Genomic DNA, 17,502 nt, shown 5'->3' on the forward strand with positions numbered 1-17,502 from the left:
CCTTCATCTTGCAGGCGGTGGTTTGGTTACCGCCTGCAAGCGCCTGGGTTAGTGGTTAAGTAATAAAATCTCGTCTCGGTATTCGATCTGCGCTTTACCAGGTTTGCGCTTGGTTACGCGCGCAGACTGCTCAGCTCACTGAGCGCCGCCAGCAGCGCATCCTGTTCAGGCTGATGCTGACGCAGCTGTTCGGTAAAGGCGGTTTTCCCCGCTGGCGCTAACCGCTCCGCATCCCGGTTTTCAACCGGATGTACTACAGAGTCAGCAGGCAGTTGCATCGCGCCACGGTCAGTCGCCATCTCTGCGCCATCGCCCTGTCCGGTTTGCAGCGTAATCGGTACGATCCGGCTGGTGCCATCTGCAGCCTGCGCTTTCAGCGCCAGTTGGATCTGATTAACCTGCACTGCGCTGGCATCGGTAATGCGCACCACACCGTTGCGGGAATCGAACTGCACCCACGCAGGCAGCGGACGCCCGTTCGCCAGTTGCAGCGTCAGCGTGGCATTGCCTTCGCGCACGCTAAACATGCGCTGCGGCAGGCTAAAAGCGAGTGCGCCGGAGGCATCCGGCTGTAACGCGCCCTGCACGCTGCTGAAAGCCGACTCCAGCGAGGTTGTCTGACCGCGCACGCTCAGGAATAAGTTGGAATCCGCCGGACGCAGCGCGGCGTTGTCGCGCATAGACGTTTCAGCACGCGAAGAGAAATTGACCTGCTCCAGCGTCGGCATCAGCGATGACATCACCGGATCGAGCACCCAAGGGGCATCTGACTGGCGTGTCGTACCGGTATCGCGCTGACGCACAGGTTCGGTAACGATGTTGTTTGGTAGCGGCTGCACATCCGGGCGAGACAAATCGGCGACAATCGCGCCCAGCGGCTGTTCGCGTTCTCTTTCGCTCGCATCAACAGGCAGGCTCACGCCCTGCTGCACCAGAATCACCGGTGCCGCTGTCGCAGTGTTATCGGGGGTTTCCGGTTGTGGCTCTACATTAGCTTGCGCCACCGTCACGTTGACTAAATGGGTGGCTTCCGCCTTACCATCGCTCGCCGTAAGCACCACAGTAAACTCACCGGATGCAGTCGGTGTGCCAGAAATCGTGCGAGTCGCCGCATCAAAACTCAGCCCATCCGGCAGGCCGCTGACACGCCAGGCCAGCGTGTCGCTATCGGCATCGGTAAACAGGTTTTCCGGCAGTGTATAGTGATACTCGGAGCCCGCTTGTAGCTGGCCCAGATTCAGCCCAGCGTTGTCGTTATAAACTGGAGCACTATTGTCTGGCTCCACATCCGGCGCTTGAGCCACCGTCACCTTGACGGAATGGGTAGCCTCCGCCTTGCCATCACTCGCCGTAAGCACCACGGTGAAATCGCCGAATGCAGTCGGTGTGCCAGAAATCGTGCGGGTCGCGGCATCAAAACTCAGCCCATCCGGCAGACCGCTGACACGCCAGGCCAGCGTATCGCTATCAGCATCGGTAAACAGGTTTTCCGGCAGTGTGTAGTGATACTCCGTGCCCGCTTGTAGCTGGCCCAGATTCAGCCCTGCGTTGTCGTTATAAACCGGGGCGTTATTGTCAGGAGCTTCACCGCCTTCAAAGGTGATGACTGCTTTTTCTTTGAACGCTGCCTCAACATTCTGTCGCCAGTCAGCATCTTCAAATACGGTTAACCCGATAGTGCGGCTACCAGAACCCTCAGTTCCACCGTGGCTATAGGCGAGGCCATCGATTAACTGTGCAGTACTTGCACCATCACGCGTTACATAGAGGGTCACGGTAGCGACACCATTAGCAACACTGACACGGTATTCTATCTTGCTGTCACCGACAAACATCTGATAGTCAACGGTTTTGTCGATAACAATTTCGCCGCCGTCCACATGTAGCACATCACCAGTTGTTGCAGGGGAAATGACGATTTCCATCCTGTGAATATTTTGGCCGACTTCAATAGTGTCTATGGCAGTATTCTTAAACAGGCTGACAGGTTCACCGCCTGACGCGTAGGATCCCCCGACTGGCTCGGTACTGACCACCGCAGGATCGTTAATGCCGACCACATTCACGGCCGCAGTAAATTCTGCCGTATGGCCTTCACCGTCATTGAAGCTGATGCGGAAAGTGGCGGTGTTTCCCGCTAGAGTGGGATCTTGACTGGTGGACTGGTAAGTTATTGCACGCAATACTTGTTGCGCTTCAGCCTGAGCGACGCCCGTCAGGAACGTGATGGTGAGCGCACCATTAGCAGCCGTTGTGACAGCAGCAATGGCCTTATCCCCTTGCCAGATTTGGCCGTCGTTGAAGCTCAAACCACTGGCAGATGAAACCCCAAACTGGTCACCGGTCTGTGTACCGCCAGTGCGCTCAATAACAATGCTGGCACCCTGATAGCTACTTTGGTCGTTTACCGGTGCAGATACCGTACCACCAGGAAGCAACGCTACCGGGTTGTCACTTTCGGTAAAGGTGACATTGGCTGGTTTCAGATCAAGAACAACGACACCCTCTGGGGAACCGTAATCAATCGCACCAGTTATATACAGCTGTTTGCCGTCAGCGCTAAACGCAACCTGACGAACCTCATTCAATAGCGTGCCATTAAAATTGGCAAGGTCGCCAAAACCATCCACAGCCTGCAACTGCGTCAGACTGCCATCTGCAGCACGGGCATACAAAATGATACCGTAGGTACCAAAATTATCGCTTTGTCCTAAATCGCCAGTGATCACCACCGATGTGCCATCGGGCGATACCAACACCTGTTTGACTACGCTAACACCATCTCCCAATGTGAGAGAATCTTTGGCGGTCAACGTACCGTCATCAGCCACAGCAATAATATGAATAAACTTATTGTTATCAACTACATAAATCGTTTCCCCATCGGGAGACACGCTCAACGTAGATGCATAATAGCCGTCTTCACTGGCGCTGACTCCCACAACGGATTGTGCAAAACTCAAAGCGCCGTCATCGCCAATACTAAACCGGCTCACCAAGGTATCGCCGCCAGACGTCGCGACAAACAATGATTTACCATCAGGTGATAACACCAGAGCATTAGCAGCATCAAGTTGTGAACCGCTGCTGTCGCCATCCGTAAAGGTCTTACTCAACGTCAGCATATCGCCATTGCGGGTGAAAACCAGCAGGCTTTCTCCGGTGGTGATATAAACCTGATTACCATTAACCAACACATCGCGCACCATACCAACATCATCACCAAACGTACCGAGCACGCTCAAATCGCTGGCGTTAAGTAGCACGATCTTCTCCGCCCCAATGACATAGAGGCTGCTCCCGTCACTGGACACACGCACCTGCGTCGCGTCAGTCAATCCTGTGATTTCTACGCTGTTAGCCAGCTGTAATGTGCCATCCTCGCCACGCTGAAGCACATAAAGCGTGTTGTAAGCCACGTCTGCGCCGGTTTCGGTTTCAGCGTTATAGACATACTCACTGTGAGTGCGAACCACATAAATATTTTCCCCCACCACGGCGATGCCCTGAATACCGGTAAAGCGCGAGTTCCCGTTGTCGTCCAACACCTCGAAAATTTCTACATAGTCAAGCGAACCGGCTTCTGCCCCCAAATGCGGTATCAGACGAGAGTCCAGCACAGCCACAGAAGCACTGATGTCAAGTTGCGCAGCGTTATCGTTCGCATCGACAAGGCGTGTCAGGGTGACGGTAACGTCGCCTTCAGCCACCGCATCCTCCAATGCCCGGTATTGGATATCGTCAATCAATGCAGCCACAGCGCTCGGTGCATTGTCTCCATCGTGCATCACGAACGTGATAGTCGTCGTGTTATTTTCGACAGACACCTGATACTGGTGCCCATTCGTTGTCACACCCGCAGCATCCGTTGCCGTTAACGGGATTGTACTCCCATCAATCACCAGTGCCTGGTCTGCTCCAGTACGGTTCACCGTGAGCGTCAATTCTGAGAGCGCCGCGCCATCTTTACCCAGAGCAATGTGCACGTCGTCAAATAAATCCACTGCAGCAGGCAAGCCATCCAAGCCAACGTCCACCACTGGCTGCTGGCTTTCCGCACTCATATTGGGTTCAACAGAAGGCGCAACCAGCATCAGCGCCAGTGGAATGTCAGCGGATTTTCCCCCGCTGTCGCGCACACTGACGGTCAGATCAACGCGTGCTGGCAATTCAGTCCCGCTGTTACGGTACGTCACCTGCTGTAAAATCTGGTTAACCACAGTTTTAGATATTGGTGATGTGATGCTGACCGTGATCGTGCCTTCCGCTACCGTTACATCGGCGATTTTCACATTATTGAGCAACAGCGTGCTGCCTTTCAGGCTCAGCCCCTGCCCATTTGCCAGCCCAAACACATCGTTAGCGGAAGCATCACCTGCACGAGCGATCGTGAAGGACATTCCCTGATAGCTATCCAGTTCATCCATATCAACATCGCTAAACTGTATGCCCTGAGTAAAAGGCGTATTAGAGATGGATGCACTATAAGGAGCGTGAACCAGTGCGAGGGACACCATCACACCGGTATTGTAGAAACGTGCACCGGTATACAGCGATTTGCCATCTTCTGATACCGTCAGCGTAGTGACCGGACGCCCAGCTGACAGCATCCCAGTTTGCGTCAGCTTGCCGTCCGTGCCAATCGCGTAAACCGTCACCATACTGTCATTGCTGCCGACATACAGTGTTTTGCCGTCCGCCGAGGCTGTCACGCCCCAGGGGTTGCTAAACGGTAGCGCCTCAACCCGAGCGATGGCGTTCGTCGAGCTATCGTAATGCAGCACCGTGAGTCGATTACCCACGTTGCTGGTGACCACGTAGATATACCCCTCATCCGTCACGGTAAAAGCGGCATTGGCGTGATTCAGTTCATTACTGGTGGCTAACGTTCCGGCCGCCTTTTGAGCTCCGCTACTGTCGGTATAAGTCAGCGTAACCCCATCACTGCCGCGTACCAGTTGACCAGCATAGCTCAATGTCTCGTTTGCTGCTGTGGTGTAAATCGTTATCTTGCCGCTGTTACCCAACACATAAACGGTACCCTTCGCATCAACAGACAAGCCAATCGGCGTCGTGCCATTAACTTGATCGAATGTCGCTGTATTGCTCAGTGTGCCACTTTCACCAATGGTATAGTGGTACAACGTACCGGACGTTAGCGCATACAGGCTTTTCCCGTCATCGGACCGTGCCATCTTCAACACATTGCCAGCTAACCCTTCCACACGCGTCGTCAGGCTTAACACACCGGTGTCAGCATCTTTACTGAATACCAGAACCGTCGAATCGGAACTCAGATAAACCGTGGAACCATCCGCCGAGAAAACGGCTGCGCGTCCGATAAGTCCGCTGACCTCCGTCCCATTATCCGCATTGCCATCATCCATTCCCGATACAAGACGCTGTAATAGCGTTAGTTTTCCTGTTTCAGGATCGCGCAGATAGAGGCTGACCCGCGCATCGCCGCCATAGTTAGTGGTGGTGGAACCAATAACCAGCAACGTACGGCCATCATCGGACAACACCATGCTGCTGACGTAGTTGTCATAGCCAGTGAGCAGCCCATCGGAGTAATACAAATTAGGATCGACCGTGATATCGGTCTGGATGGTTGGCGCATTATTGATGGCTAACGTTAAGGTGGCCGTAATATCCGGGAGGCCGGTATCCACACTCTCACCGCTGGTTCCGCCACTATCACGCAGGCTTACCAACGTCACAGTACGTGTGCCTGTCGTTGCCTCTGTCGTGTCATTAACATAGGCGACACCGTTGATCAGTGTTTGCGCCGCAGACACGGTCATACCAGCCGCATGATGGATAGTCAGCGTGCCATTACCATCGCTCAGAGCATAGGTGTAGGTATAGCCGCTTACCGTTGTTCCCTCGCCAGACTGGGTAAGATCAACGCGCGTGCCATCAATTACCAAGAATTCGTTGGCAGCTTGGGACAAACCGCCAATACTCAGCGTGATATCAAGGATTGTCTGCCCTGCTTCGCCCGCATTAATCTGCGTATTGGTGAACACATTGACGGCTGTCGCCGTTGTATCGTAGTTAGGCAGCGGCACGGCTGTCGCCGTCAGTATCGGTGCCGTATTGGTTGTCACCAGCACCGCCAGCGTAATAGGCAGGCTGTCAGCGTCGCCGTCATTTGCCCGCAAAGACAGCGTCACCACGGTGCCATCGGCTACCGCATCAGTATTCTGGTAGGTGACCTGATGTAAAACGGCATTCGCCTCAGCACGGCTTACGCCCGCCAGAAATGTGACCGTTAGCGCTCCACCACTCTGGCTGAACGTGGCAATCGCGCGATCGCCCTGAAGGATCTGTCCATTCTCCAACCGTATATCGTTCGCCGTGTGGAAATTAAACACATCCTTGTCTGATGCCCCGCCCTCACGAGAGACGATCAGTTGCATACCGTCATAGTTGCCATTTCCCGCATTCAGGGCGTCGAAATTGGCATCTGACAGGGTTATTCCAGAGGCAATCGCCACACCCGAGCCACGGATCTGCGTTAACAGCGTTGAATAACGGCTAACACCCTCACCCGCAACGAGTAAAGAACGGCCATCCTGAGATAACGCGATATCCCCGCCGTTAGTACTGCCCGCCACCTGACCAAGCAATGTCAGTGCGCCCGTCGCGGATACCGCGTAAACGGAAACCATGCCGTCCGTCGTCGCGGCATATAAGCGAGTTCCCTCGGTATTGAGTACCATGCTGCCTACGGGTGTGCTGGTGAACACATTCACTACGATCAGTGCGTTATCAGCTCCAACGCGGTAAAGCGTAATATCATTCGTTGTCGGGTTAGCGAGATAGACCGATTTTCCATCAGCCGACACCGCCATCGCATAATCGACGGGACCTTGCCCCGTTATACCAAGCGCCATGCTGCCTAAAAGCGTCAATTTACCGTCGCTCATACGCTGATAAACTTCCAGCGTATGTTTTTCGTAACTTACCGCTGCACTGTGCGCAATATAAACATACTCGCCTGCGGTGGCGATCACACCGTTGCGATGACGGAGTGAATCAGTGCGAGTTAACTCGCCCGTATCAGTATTACGCTGATAGACAAACACTTCTCGACCACTACCATTACTTGCGTCGGCATAAACTTGCGAACCATCATTCGCTATCGCCAGCCCCCCGTTTGCGCCATTGCCTACCGAGATCGTGCTGATATGGCTGAGCGTGCCGTCCTGAAGGCTAAATTGCATCAGGTTGCCGTTACCCGATAGGGTATACAGCGATTTACCATCGGCGCTGACCACCATGTCATTCACCTGACCCAGATTATCAACCACCAGACTCTGCTTTTGCGTCAGACGCCCTAGTTCATCAACCGTAAAGACCGTCAGCGTGTTATCCGAACCAGCAACATAAGCCTGCTTGCCATCCGTGGAATAGGCCACTTCCGTCGCCCCTGCCAACGAACCCGCCGTTAATGACTCCGCCTCCTGCAGAACTTCACCCGATACCACCGGCGCAACGTTGATCCTACTGTCGATGGTGACGGTAGAGTGAATATTCAGCTCGGCAGTATTGTTGCCCTCATCGCTCAGGCTTTTCAGCGTTACCGTCACATCGCCGCCTGCTACCGTGTTATCGCGTGGCTGGTAGGCAATACCGTCAATTAGTGTTGCAACGTTATTGGGTTGAAATGCATCGGAGGAAGATTCGATACTGATTGTGATGGTGGTCGTCTCACCACTGACCGCAACGCTATAACTGTATTTCCCTTCACCGTTTGTCAGTTGCGCACCATTAACCGCTTCAAGCGTAATTTCAGTACCGTCGATCACTAATGCCTGATTCGCTCCCGTGCGGTTAACGGTAATCACCAGATCTTTCAGTTCCTGCCCGTCTTTATCTGCCGACACGCTAACATTGCTAAACAGATCGACCGCCGGGAAGCTGTCACTGGTATCGGTAATCGTGACTGTCGCCTTGGTGGGTGTCGCATCAACACCCGGTGCGGTATCCGTTGCCACCACAACATGCGCAGCCACATCCACCGCCGTGACCACAGCAGCAGCATCAAACATCATGCGCGGTTCCAATACCCACGCCTGACGCGGCGTACGCGTTAAGCCTGAACCAGATTTTGAGCGGGAAAAAGTCATCGTGTCATGTCCTGTAATAAAGGGGCAAATCGCGTCATTTCTGGCTACCTTCAGCGGTCATTCAACCAGCCGAACATAGCCGCCCTCGGTTTCGATCTGGCCGGCAATACGATCCAGACGTCGGATCAATTGATCCTCTACGCCCTCAGCACCGAATCCTGCACCATCGATAAAACTCATACGTTTCTCACCCTCGGTGCAGACCAGCAGGCCTGGCGTCGCTTCGGCGTCGAACAGGTTGCGGCCAAAATCCTCTGGGTCGCCAGGGCGAATGCCGACAAAATAGAATTTGATGTTGCGCGCACGGAAGCTGGAACACAGATCACGGAAGCGCTGCGCGGCAAAGGTACGGGCAGGATCCGATCCGGTTTGACCACTGAATGCATTTCGGTTGAAGTTGTAGCTATCGGTGTCGAACCAATCACCGACGGTGTTGGCCATCATCACGATCACCTTTTGCCCGTCACCGTTGCCGTCCAGATTGAAATCCAGCGGCAGCGTGGAATCACCCCAACCGTCCGAACCACGCATGTTGGGCGACAGTGCCGCACCCGCCCATGACATCGCGATGGCGTAGTTCACGTTGAAACGGGCAGAAAACTGTTCGATACGCTGATTCAGCCTGTTTTCTTCATTGGTCAGCGGCATCAGTGCGGCATTCGGGCATCCTTTGTCCGCCACGATCCAGCGGGTATCCACCGCATTGTTATCGTCAAAATCAGGATTAGGGCCGCGCCAGGAGATCGGCGGTGCGCCGGGGCTACCGTTTTGCGGCAAGTCGTGGCGGTAATAGATCTGGAATTGGCCAACAGGAGGTTCATCCCAGAAGAAATTTTCTTCTCGTCCCAGCCCGCGATACATGCACAGCAGGTTGGCGCGACGATCCGGGAAACGACGGTCAGCCATGCTACTGACCACGCCGCTGGCAAACAGCGAACGCAACTCCGGCGGGTTCAACGCACCCGGTGAGGCCCAGCGCCGAATGCGGTTCGCGTCTTCCGCGTCATACACGCTGACCGACTGGCTGTACGGCACCAGCGACAACCACAGGTTGTCACGTTTGCCGTCAGCGCTGCTCAGCATGCGCTCGACGAAACTACGGCTAACACTTTTCAGCGAACGGATATCGGCATCACTCATATCCCCCGTCACCGGCATGACAAAGGCGATTTCGGTCGGACGATTGATAACTTCGGCGGTCGAGTACACTTCCTGCTTCCTCGCTCCGAGGTTCAGCAAACTGGGCTTAGTTTCGAAGGCGACGGTGACGGTATAGGTTTTACGCGTCTCGCTGTTGCGCCCTTCCGTGACGGCCACATCGCCCACCACCAGCTTTTCACTCAGGGCATTGTTCATCCCAAGATTATTTTTGACGTAGTCATACGCCAGCTTATTGGTCTCTTCCTGGCTGTATTCTTCGCCATTAATGGTCGCCTGATGCGCGACAGCCAACGCGGCGGCATCCGTCGCGCGTTTGATCTGCGTTGCATCACCGGTTGCCGTGGAGGTATCCACGATAAAAGCCGCTGTCACCAATAACGCCATCGCACCCAGTGCATAGAATCCGGTGCCCGCGCCTTTTTCCTGCTGAATAAAGGCAGACAAGCGTTCACGCCAGAACAGAGTAATTCCGGTAGCATCTTTTTTTACTTTTCTGTTCTGTAAGGTTTTTTTCATTCCTTCCTATCCTGTATTCCTGGATTCAGCGCGTACTTAACCCGCCCATAAAACGGGGAAATAAAAACGACATTGCTCATATGCCTATAGATTTTTAATGGTTTCATTATTCCGGTAACGAGAAGCTCGCTGCCGTTTGCGGTCTATTGCCGCTTCTGTATCTGGTATAAAACCTGTAGCTACTGATCTTCTTCTTCCAGACCAGCCTCTTTTCTGAGTACTTCATCCAGTTCAACCACGTCGACAGCGACCCGGTTGACCGACGACGCATGCAGCAGACCGCCCAACGACAGGCCACCCAGCAGGCTCACATCTTTCCCCTGACGGCAGATCTCGACCACGATCATGGAGATATTCTTGCTGCCCTCTTCACGGTCTCTTTCCGGCAGTTCAGGAAGGTACTCCTCGCCCGGCAGGGTTTCACTTTCTTCGCACAGCGCCTCTGCCGTGCCTCTGCTCAACTGCCAGTGCAGCTCACCGGTCTGGCGCACATTGCTGATTAACAGCTGGTAATTGCCTACACCTTCCGTTGGCAACACCGTATCGAGCAGCCCCTGTAGCCCACTCTCATCCAGCTTCTGCTGCATCGCTAATATCGATGCGATGGTGCCCGCACGCTGCTCCATGCGTGTACGCTCAAGCCCGACGGTGTAGATATCCGCGCACAGCGACCCAATCGCCAACACAATCGGGAACGCTAACGCCGTTTCTACCGCAGTAGAAGCACGGCGAGAAAACCAGAAGCGGCGTATCCCGCTCAGTAAACGACTGGCTTTCAGTAAACGACTGGTTTTCAATAAACGATCAGTCATTGCGAAGTTCCGTCCCAAACACATGTTTGTACTGATAGCGGAAGGTGTCACCCAGCGTTAACACTTCCGGCAGCGGGGTAATAAACGCCTTTTTAATCTGCACCGTCACGGACCACACCGGCAGCGTCGTCGTTTCCTCGCCATTGGGGTTGTCCTGACTGCCATTGCCGTTCGTCAGCCCACCAAGCTGGCTCAGATTGTCGAAGTGCAATACGCTGACGGTTAAATCGTCTTCCTTGAGGTAGCCGTATCCCGCTTCAACCATGCGCGCTTTTAGACGGGTTCCCATCTGCTCCGCGCTGTCCGATGCAAGGTTATCGAGGCGGAAAGCCTGCACAGCTTTATCCAACGCGGCACTGCCAGCAGCAATCACCAGCCCGATACGCGCCAGTTCAAACAGCATCATCACCCCGACCAGCACCACCGGCACCAGAAACGCCACTTCCGTCGCGATCACGCCGCACGTGCTGCGCCAGTGACGTTCATGGCGCGGCACGATACTTTGCACTACGCCTTCATCACGCCACGGGCCGAGATTACGAAGCCACGCCATTACTCAGGCGTACTCAATTGCAGGCGTTGACGGCTGGATAACAACAGCGCTTCGCCACGGGATTTATCCTGCTGCATCTGCTGTAAACGCTGATTCAGCTCATCAATCAGGCCATCAATACGCTGTGGCTGTGCAATGGTTGCCAGCGCAGCACGCGCGTCATCGTCTCTGCCACTCGAGAGATAGGCCAGCGCCAGATTCAGCCTGCCTGTCGCGTTGCTGTCATCCACCGAACGCAGCAGAGAAATCGCTTTGTCCGTGTTACCGCTTGCCAGCCATGAGAGCGCCAGATTATTGAGTGCCGCGACATCTGCTGGGTTTATCTGCAACGCTTTTTCAAACAGCTGACGCGCTTCGGCGTGTTTGCCAGAGGCATCCATCACCACGCCCATGCCATTCAGTGCGCCAGCGTCGTTCGGTTGTGCTTTCAGCGCGCAGGTAAAATCGGTTTGCGCCATGGCATTACGTCCTAATGCGAGCTGCGCACGGCCCATTCCCAGACACACCGCCAGCGCTTCTTCCGGCGTCATTTTGTTGGTATCGCCGCCCAGCGCCTGGCGTGCTCGTCCGTACAGCTCCAGCGTTTGCTGCGGTGGACGTGCCAGAGCCGCCACACTGGCATACTCCAGCATCTCTGCCCCTTTCAGCGCATCGCGGCTGTCGAGGCGCGCATACACTTCCGTCGCCGCTTCAACACGGCCCTGATCGCGCAGCAGACGCGCCAAGCGCAGGCCTTCATCTTTGCTGCCTTTAATCGCCATCGAGCTGCTGCATCCCGCCAGCACGGTACTGACTATCAGCAGTGCCAGCATGGGCGCGCCGCGCTTAAGTTTTGCTACCAGATCGACCATCTTCGATAACTCCATCGGTTGTAACCTTGGTGATTTCCGGTTCATACCGGGAATCGATGTTTGTAAAATCATTACCTTTAAAATCAGTGCTTTTAAAACCAATACGTTAAAAATAAAACATTACTGCGCCAGCAGGCGGATCACTCGCACCAGTGCAGGCGATGCCATAATGGCGATAATCGGCGGCAGGATCAGCGCCATCAGCGGCACGCTCAGCTGCGCAGGCAATTTACCGGCCTTCTCTTCCAGCCCCAGAATCAGCGTCTTGCGGCTTTCATCCGCAATCGTGCGCAGCGCCTGAGACAGCGGCGTGCCGTAGCGTTCCGCCTGAATCAGCGTCGCCACCATGCTTTCGATCTCGCTAACGCGGGTACGCTCCGCCAGATGCTTCATCGCCAGCGTACGATCCGACAGGATCTGTAATTCGGCGGCGGTGTAGTGCAGTTCATCTGCCATTTCCGGTGAAGACAGCCCCAGCTCTTTCGATACCACCTGCAACACGCGTCCGATAGGCAGACCGGCTTCGGCGCAGACCACCATCAGATCCAGCGCATCCGGCACCGCTCGCGCCAGCTTTTCACCCCGACTTGCCGCACGCCACTTCAACCACCATTCCGGCACCATCGAACCGACAAAGAAGCCGATCAGCCCCGCCGCTACGCCCGTCAGGCCCGCGCGGTCAGCAGGTGGCAACCATCCCCACACCAGCGCGATAGCGAACAGCGCCCCAGCGGCAAATTTTCCCATTACCAGCCAGCCCACCGCTTCGCTGCGGCGGAGCCCAGCCAGATCCAGCAGGCGGCGCAGATTGCGGCGATCGCGATCCGATCCCGACAGACGCTCGCCCTGCGCGGCAACGGGCTGCAAGACTTTGTCTAACCAGGGAGATAATGCAGTTCCCTGTCCTCTCAGGATGTTTTCCTGAGAGCTCGCCTCTGTCGAAGTGACGGGCAGATGCCCGCGCATGCGGATTTCCAGCTGTTTGTATTGCTGGATTTTATGTTGTGTACGGGCCAGATAGATTCCAGCCACCATCAGCACAAGCGCCAACAGTAATAAGGGATCGTCAAAAACAGTCATGAGTAGCTCTCCCTTTACCCTATCCGTTTAACCATAACGTGCGTGATCAACATGCCGACTGAGACGCTGCACAAGGCGTAAATCAGTACCGTCGTTCCTACCGGATCGGAGAATAAGAAACTGAAATCCTCCGGTGACTTCATGTACAGATAGGCCAGACAGCCGGGGAACAGGGCGGCGACAATCTTGGCGGACGCCCGCGCTTCCGACGTTTTGGATTGCACTTTCAGTTGCAATTCACGACGTTCACGCAGCGTAGCGGACAGACGCTCCAGCGTTTCCCCCAGTCGCCCACCCGCTTCCTGATTGATAATCAGAATCACCACGAAGAAACGGTATTCGGACATCGGCACCCGTGTAGCCGAGGCCTGGATCACCTGACGCAGCGGAATCCCCAGCCGCAGCCAGTGATCGATCGTCTTGAATTCATTCGCCAGCGGCCCGGTCAGGTGCTCCGCGACAATTGAGAAGGTATTCGCCACAGGCACACCCGCACGGCAGCTGCGGGTAATGGCATCAATGGCTTCCGGCAGGCTCTCACGTAGCGCTTTCAGGTGTTTTTGCAGCGTCGAACGGAATAGCAGCATGCCGATGCTGATAAACAGCACCAGTGTAAATATCAGCCCCATCGTGAGCGGCAGCAGGGTGCGTTGCCCCAGGATCATGCCGAGAATCAGGCTCACCGCCGCCAGCGAAAGGGAACGCTGAAGCAGGTTCTTTTTCCAGCCGATGAACGTCATCTGCGCCCAGAGAATCGCCAGCCAGCGCCCAATCACCGGGACACCCATCAGCGGCGTTCTGATCTCGTCACGCAGAATGGAATCAGACGCCACGGCGGCAGCCGACGGACTGACCTCATCCAAAATCTGCTGCCAGCGTTGTTCGCGCTGCATGCGCTGCTGCCGTGACTTTTTCCAGGCGTTGATCGCCAGAAACAGCATCAGCACGCTGCCAAATACCAGCAGCGTGATCAGATTCAGGCGTAAATCACTCATCGGCGTCTCCTCAGTCCGTCATTGCGCATCAAACAAATGCGCTTTATCGCTGTAGAACTGCGGGCGCTGAATGTGCTGAACATATTCACCGGTCAACAGACCCTGTCCATCCATCCCCTGAATGTTGAAGCTGAACAGATCCTGAAGCTGGATCACTTCGTTCTCCATGCCACACACTTCGGTGATGGAAACCACACGGCGCATACCGTCACGCATACGTTCGATCTGCACGATCAGGTGAACAGCGCTGGCGATCTGACGGCGGATCGCCATCAGCGGCAGCTGCATATTCGCCATCATCACCATGTTTTCCAGACGCTGTATCGCATCGCGCGAGGTATTGGCGTGCACCGTACACAGCGAGCCGTCGTGACCGGTGTTCATCGCCTGCAACATGTCAAAGCTCTCGCCGCCGCGCACCTCACCCAGAATGATGCGGTCAGGGCGCATACGCAGGGCGTTACGCATCAGATCGCGCTGATCGACGCGGCCGGTGCCTTCGGCGCTGACAGGACGAGTTTCCAGCCTCACCACATGCTCCTGCTGCAATTGCAGTTCGGCGGCATCTTCGATGGTGATGATGCGATCGGTGATGCCGATCTTCTGCGACAGCGCATTCAGTAAGGTGGTTTTACCCGCCCCCGTGCCGCCGGAGACGATCACGTTAACGCGCGCCTGCATCGCTTTGTTCAGAACATCCGCCATCGCGTAGGACATGCAGCGGCGCTCTGCCAGCATTTCCAATGACAGGTTGCGACGCATAAATTTACGGATCGAGATCGTGGTGCCGTCGATCGCCAGCGGATAGGTGATGACGTTGACGCGGCTACCGTCCGGCAGACGTGCATCCACCATCGGGCTGGCTTCGTCGATACGACGACCCACCGCGGCGGCAATACGCTGCGCGGTGTTAAATACATGCTCTTCATCAATGAAGGTAATCGGCGACAGTTCCAGCTTGCCAAAACGCTCGACAAACACCTGACCGGCACCGTTGACCAGAATATCGTTGACCGTGTCATCCGACAGCAGCGGCTGGATCGGCCCGATCCCGGTCATCTCATCCAGCATTTCGGTGGCGATGGCTTCCTCTTCCTGGCGAGAAAGCTGTAAGCGCTGCTCATCACAGATGCGGCGGATCACCGTTTCGATCTGTACCAACAGCTTGTCACGCCCCATCATCGCCGCTTTACCCGCGTCGATCTGATCGTAGAGCTGTGCACGGATAATCCGACGCTGGCTGTTTCGGTTGTCCGTCTGGCGGGCAGCCGGTGCAGATCCAGAAGACGTGTTCGCCGCAGGCTGTGTGCGGTTCTCCGCAGCCGGGCGCGTTTTCAGTTCTGCCACATTGGCAGCAGGCGCAGGCTGAGGCGTGCTTTTTCCTGCTTCACTTTTTTGCAGGTTGTTCTTACGAATCAACATGTCCGTAACCCTAAAATAGTCCGTTAGCCCTTTGAAAAACGGTAAACGCTGAACATCATCAGGCGCGTTTTAACCAACGCGAGAACCAGCGTTTTTCCGCCGGTCTGGCACGTACACCGCAGGCTAGATCGACCAACTGGCGTAATCCCTGCTGGAAAGCAGGTGCCGCGGCAAGATTCAGTGCGCCGAGCGTCAGGCTCTGAGATAACGCGTGGCCCGCATTCGGCAGCACGACATCAATCTTCCGGCCAGTAAATTGTTCGAACTGATCGCGGCTTAACGGCGCGGTCGTAGCAAAACGGCTCTGGTTATGCACCAGCAACAGACGTTGCCCTTCGCTTTCGTCACCGATCTCATTCAGCACGCGCCGTACATTACGCGCATCCTGAAGCGTCAATTCCGTCACGATGATGCGCAGATCCGCGTAGGTCAGCACGTCGAGCGCACCGGTCGGATAGCTGCTGGGCAGATCCCAAATCACCTGATTGAACATGCGGCACAGCGCACCGCCAAGATTCAGCACGTTATCGACGTCAACCGGGGCCAATTCCCCCAGTTCCGGCTTCTGTGCCAGCAGATGCAGACGGGTATCCACGCGTAGCATGGCGCGTTGCAGCAGTCGGGTATCCAGTTCCTGCGTACCCAACACCGCCGCCAGACCCGCGTCATCGGTTTGTCCCTGCAACAGCAGTTGGTCGCCGTTACGACGGTCAAAATCCACCAGCGCCACAGGCAAATGACGCTCGCCGGACAGCAGGCGGCTCAGCCCCATCGCCACGGTACTTGCCCCACTTCCGCCGCTGGCGCTGACGACCGCTATCGTCCTGCCCATGCGGGCATATTCCGGCCCGGCCTGTTGGCCTTCACACTTCGCCAGCGTTGCCGCCAGCAGATCCAGCGTGAACGGCTTAACCAGATAGTCCACCACGCCCGCCTGAAGCAGTGCGCGGTACAAGCCGACATCCTGTTCTTTGCCCGTCGCAATCACCTGGCTGGTGGGGCCGCAGACGCTCAGCAACTCCTCGAGTGCTGGAAGCGGCCAGTGCGCCCCTTCCAGATCCACCAGTAAAATGCGCGGCGGGACATTCAGTTCACACCACTGACGCGCGGCGGCGATACCGCCGGACATGACCGGTACATCCGGCTGTTTCAGGCGAGTAAAGAGATCGCCGATATCGGCCACGTCGCGTACATCATTGGCGAACGCCACCAGCGGCAGCGCCAGTTCTTCACCATCGTTAGGGGTAATTTCACTCATGGAATGTCACGCCCTTAATCTTCTTCAAAGTTAATGTCGATGAGCTCTTTCACTTCATCTTTGTGATAGCGTTCGATGCTATTGACCGCAGTCACGCCATCCGCACTATCCAGCGCTTTCGCCTGAATCAGATCGCGTGGCTCCGCAACCATCATCGCCAGATTATTTTGCGTGGCGCAGCCGAGAGAACCAATCGCTTCATAAGGCTTCACCATCAGCTGATTGGGGTCATTGATCGTGCAGCGGGTGGTTTTGACCACCAGCGCCTCGGAGATCACTTCCAGATCGCCATTCTGCCCACTCGCCGTAGAACGGCGCATCTGCTTCACATTCTGTGCATTGGCACCGGCGTTTTTCAGCACGGTAGCCAGTCGCCCTGCCATCTGCTCACCGCTTGCGCTGTGTGGGATCAGCGTCAGCGTCTGTGCGGAGAGTCGTCCCTGATCCTTCAGCATGATATTGAGCTGTCTCAAGGATTCAGGCAGGAACCCGCGCCCGTTCGGTGCAACCAGTAACGGCACTGACACCGATGAAGGCTGGACGGCAATCGGTTGAAGCCCAGGCTGATCAAAGCGCTGCATACGTACGTCGTTAATCGGCTTATTCCATCCGCATCCTGCCAGCAGAACAACGGCGGTCAGCACCGCCACACGCATGTGCAGCGGGCGAAGCAGGGGGTAACTGTTGTTGATCGTTTTCATGTTTTATTGCCCCTCGCG

Annotated in this window: 10 protein-coding genes; all 10 read right to left on the minus strand. The window is 55.7% G+C overall.

Annotation, left to right across the window (positions count from 1 at the left end; all coding sequences use genetic code 11):
- Positions 1-113 precede the first annotated feature (113 nt).
- The gene (locus tag QWJ20_RS07005) at positions 114-8,135 is read right to left on the minus strand and encodes a beta-propeller fold lactonase family protein (RefSeq protein WP_433992162.1); all 8,022 of its coding nucleotides are present in this window, start codon (positions 8,133-8,135) and stop codon (positions 114-116) included.
- A gap of 57 nt (positions 8,136-8,192) precedes the next feature.
- On the minus strand, positions 8,193-9,812 hold the full coding sequence (locus tag QWJ20_RS07010; RefSeq protein ID WP_349718015.1) for a pilus assembly protein TadG-related protein: 1,620 nt from the start codon (positions 9,810-9,812) through the stop codon (positions 8,193-8,195).
- 179 nt (positions 9,813-9,991) lie between these two features.
- Positions 9,992-10,624, minus strand: coding sequence for a TadE/TadG family type IV pilus assembly protein (locus QWJ20_RS07015; RefSeq protein ID WP_349718014.1), 633 nt, complete (start codon positions 10,622-10,624; stop codon positions 9,992-9,994).
- Complete coding sequence (locus QWJ20_RS07020; protein WP_349718013.1) at positions 10,617-11,177, minus strand: hypothetical protein; 561 nt, start codon at positions 11,175-11,177, stop codon at positions 10,617-10,619. Before QWJ20_RS07020 ends, QWJ20_RS07015 begins: the two co-directional genes overlap by 8 nt.
- Positions 11,177-12,028, minus strand: coding sequence for a tetratricopeptide repeat protein (locus QWJ20_RS07025; RefSeq protein ID WP_095701645.1), 852 nt, complete (start codon positions 12,026-12,028; stop codon positions 11,177-11,179). The genes QWJ20_RS07020 and QWJ20_RS07025 overlap by 1 nt, the downstream gene beginning before the upstream one ends.
- A gap of 120 nt (positions 12,029-12,148) precedes the next feature.
- Positions 12,149-13,108 carry a type II secretion system F family protein gene (locus QWJ20_RS07030; RefSeq protein WP_095993704.1) on the minus strand — a complete coding sequence of 320 codons (960 nt, stop codon included), beginning with the start codon at positions 13,106-13,108 and terminating at the stop codon, positions 12,149-12,151.
- A gap of 14 nt (positions 13,109-13,122) precedes the next feature.
- Positions 13,123-14,103 carry a type II secretion system F family protein gene (locus QWJ20_RS07035; protein ID WP_109410774.1) on the minus strand — a complete coding sequence of 327 codons (981 nt, stop codon included), beginning with the start codon at positions 14,101-14,103 and terminating at the stop codon, positions 13,123-13,125.
- An 18-nt stretch (positions 14,104-14,121) separates the two neighbouring features.
- Complete coding sequence (locus tag QWJ20_RS07040) at positions 14,122-15,525, minus strand: CpaF family protein (protein ID WP_095701642.1); 1,404 nt, start codon at positions 15,523-15,525, stop codon at positions 14,122-14,124.
- A 58-nt stretch (positions 15,526-15,583) separates the two neighbouring features.
- Positions 15,584-16,783, minus strand: a complete 1,200-nt coding sequence (locus QWJ20_RS07045) for an AAA family ATPase (protein ID WP_014914205.1) — start codon at positions 16,781-16,783, stop codon at positions 15,584-15,586.
- 14 nt (positions 16,784-16,797) lie between these two features.
- The gene (locus tag QWJ20_RS07050; protein WP_400468671.1) at positions 16,798-17,484 is read right to left on the minus strand and encodes a CpaD family pilus assembly protein; all 687 of its coding nucleotides are present in this window, start codon (positions 17,482-17,484) and stop codon (positions 16,798-16,800) included.
- Positions 17,485-17,502 lie beyond the last annotated feature (18 nt).

The sequence above is a fragment of the Pectobacterium sp. S5 genome (assembly GCF_051707265.1).
In the GTDB taxonomy this organism is placed as follows: Bacteria; Pseudomonadota; Gammaproteobacteria; order Enterobacterales; family Enterobacteriaceae; genus Pectobacterium; species Pectobacterium polare.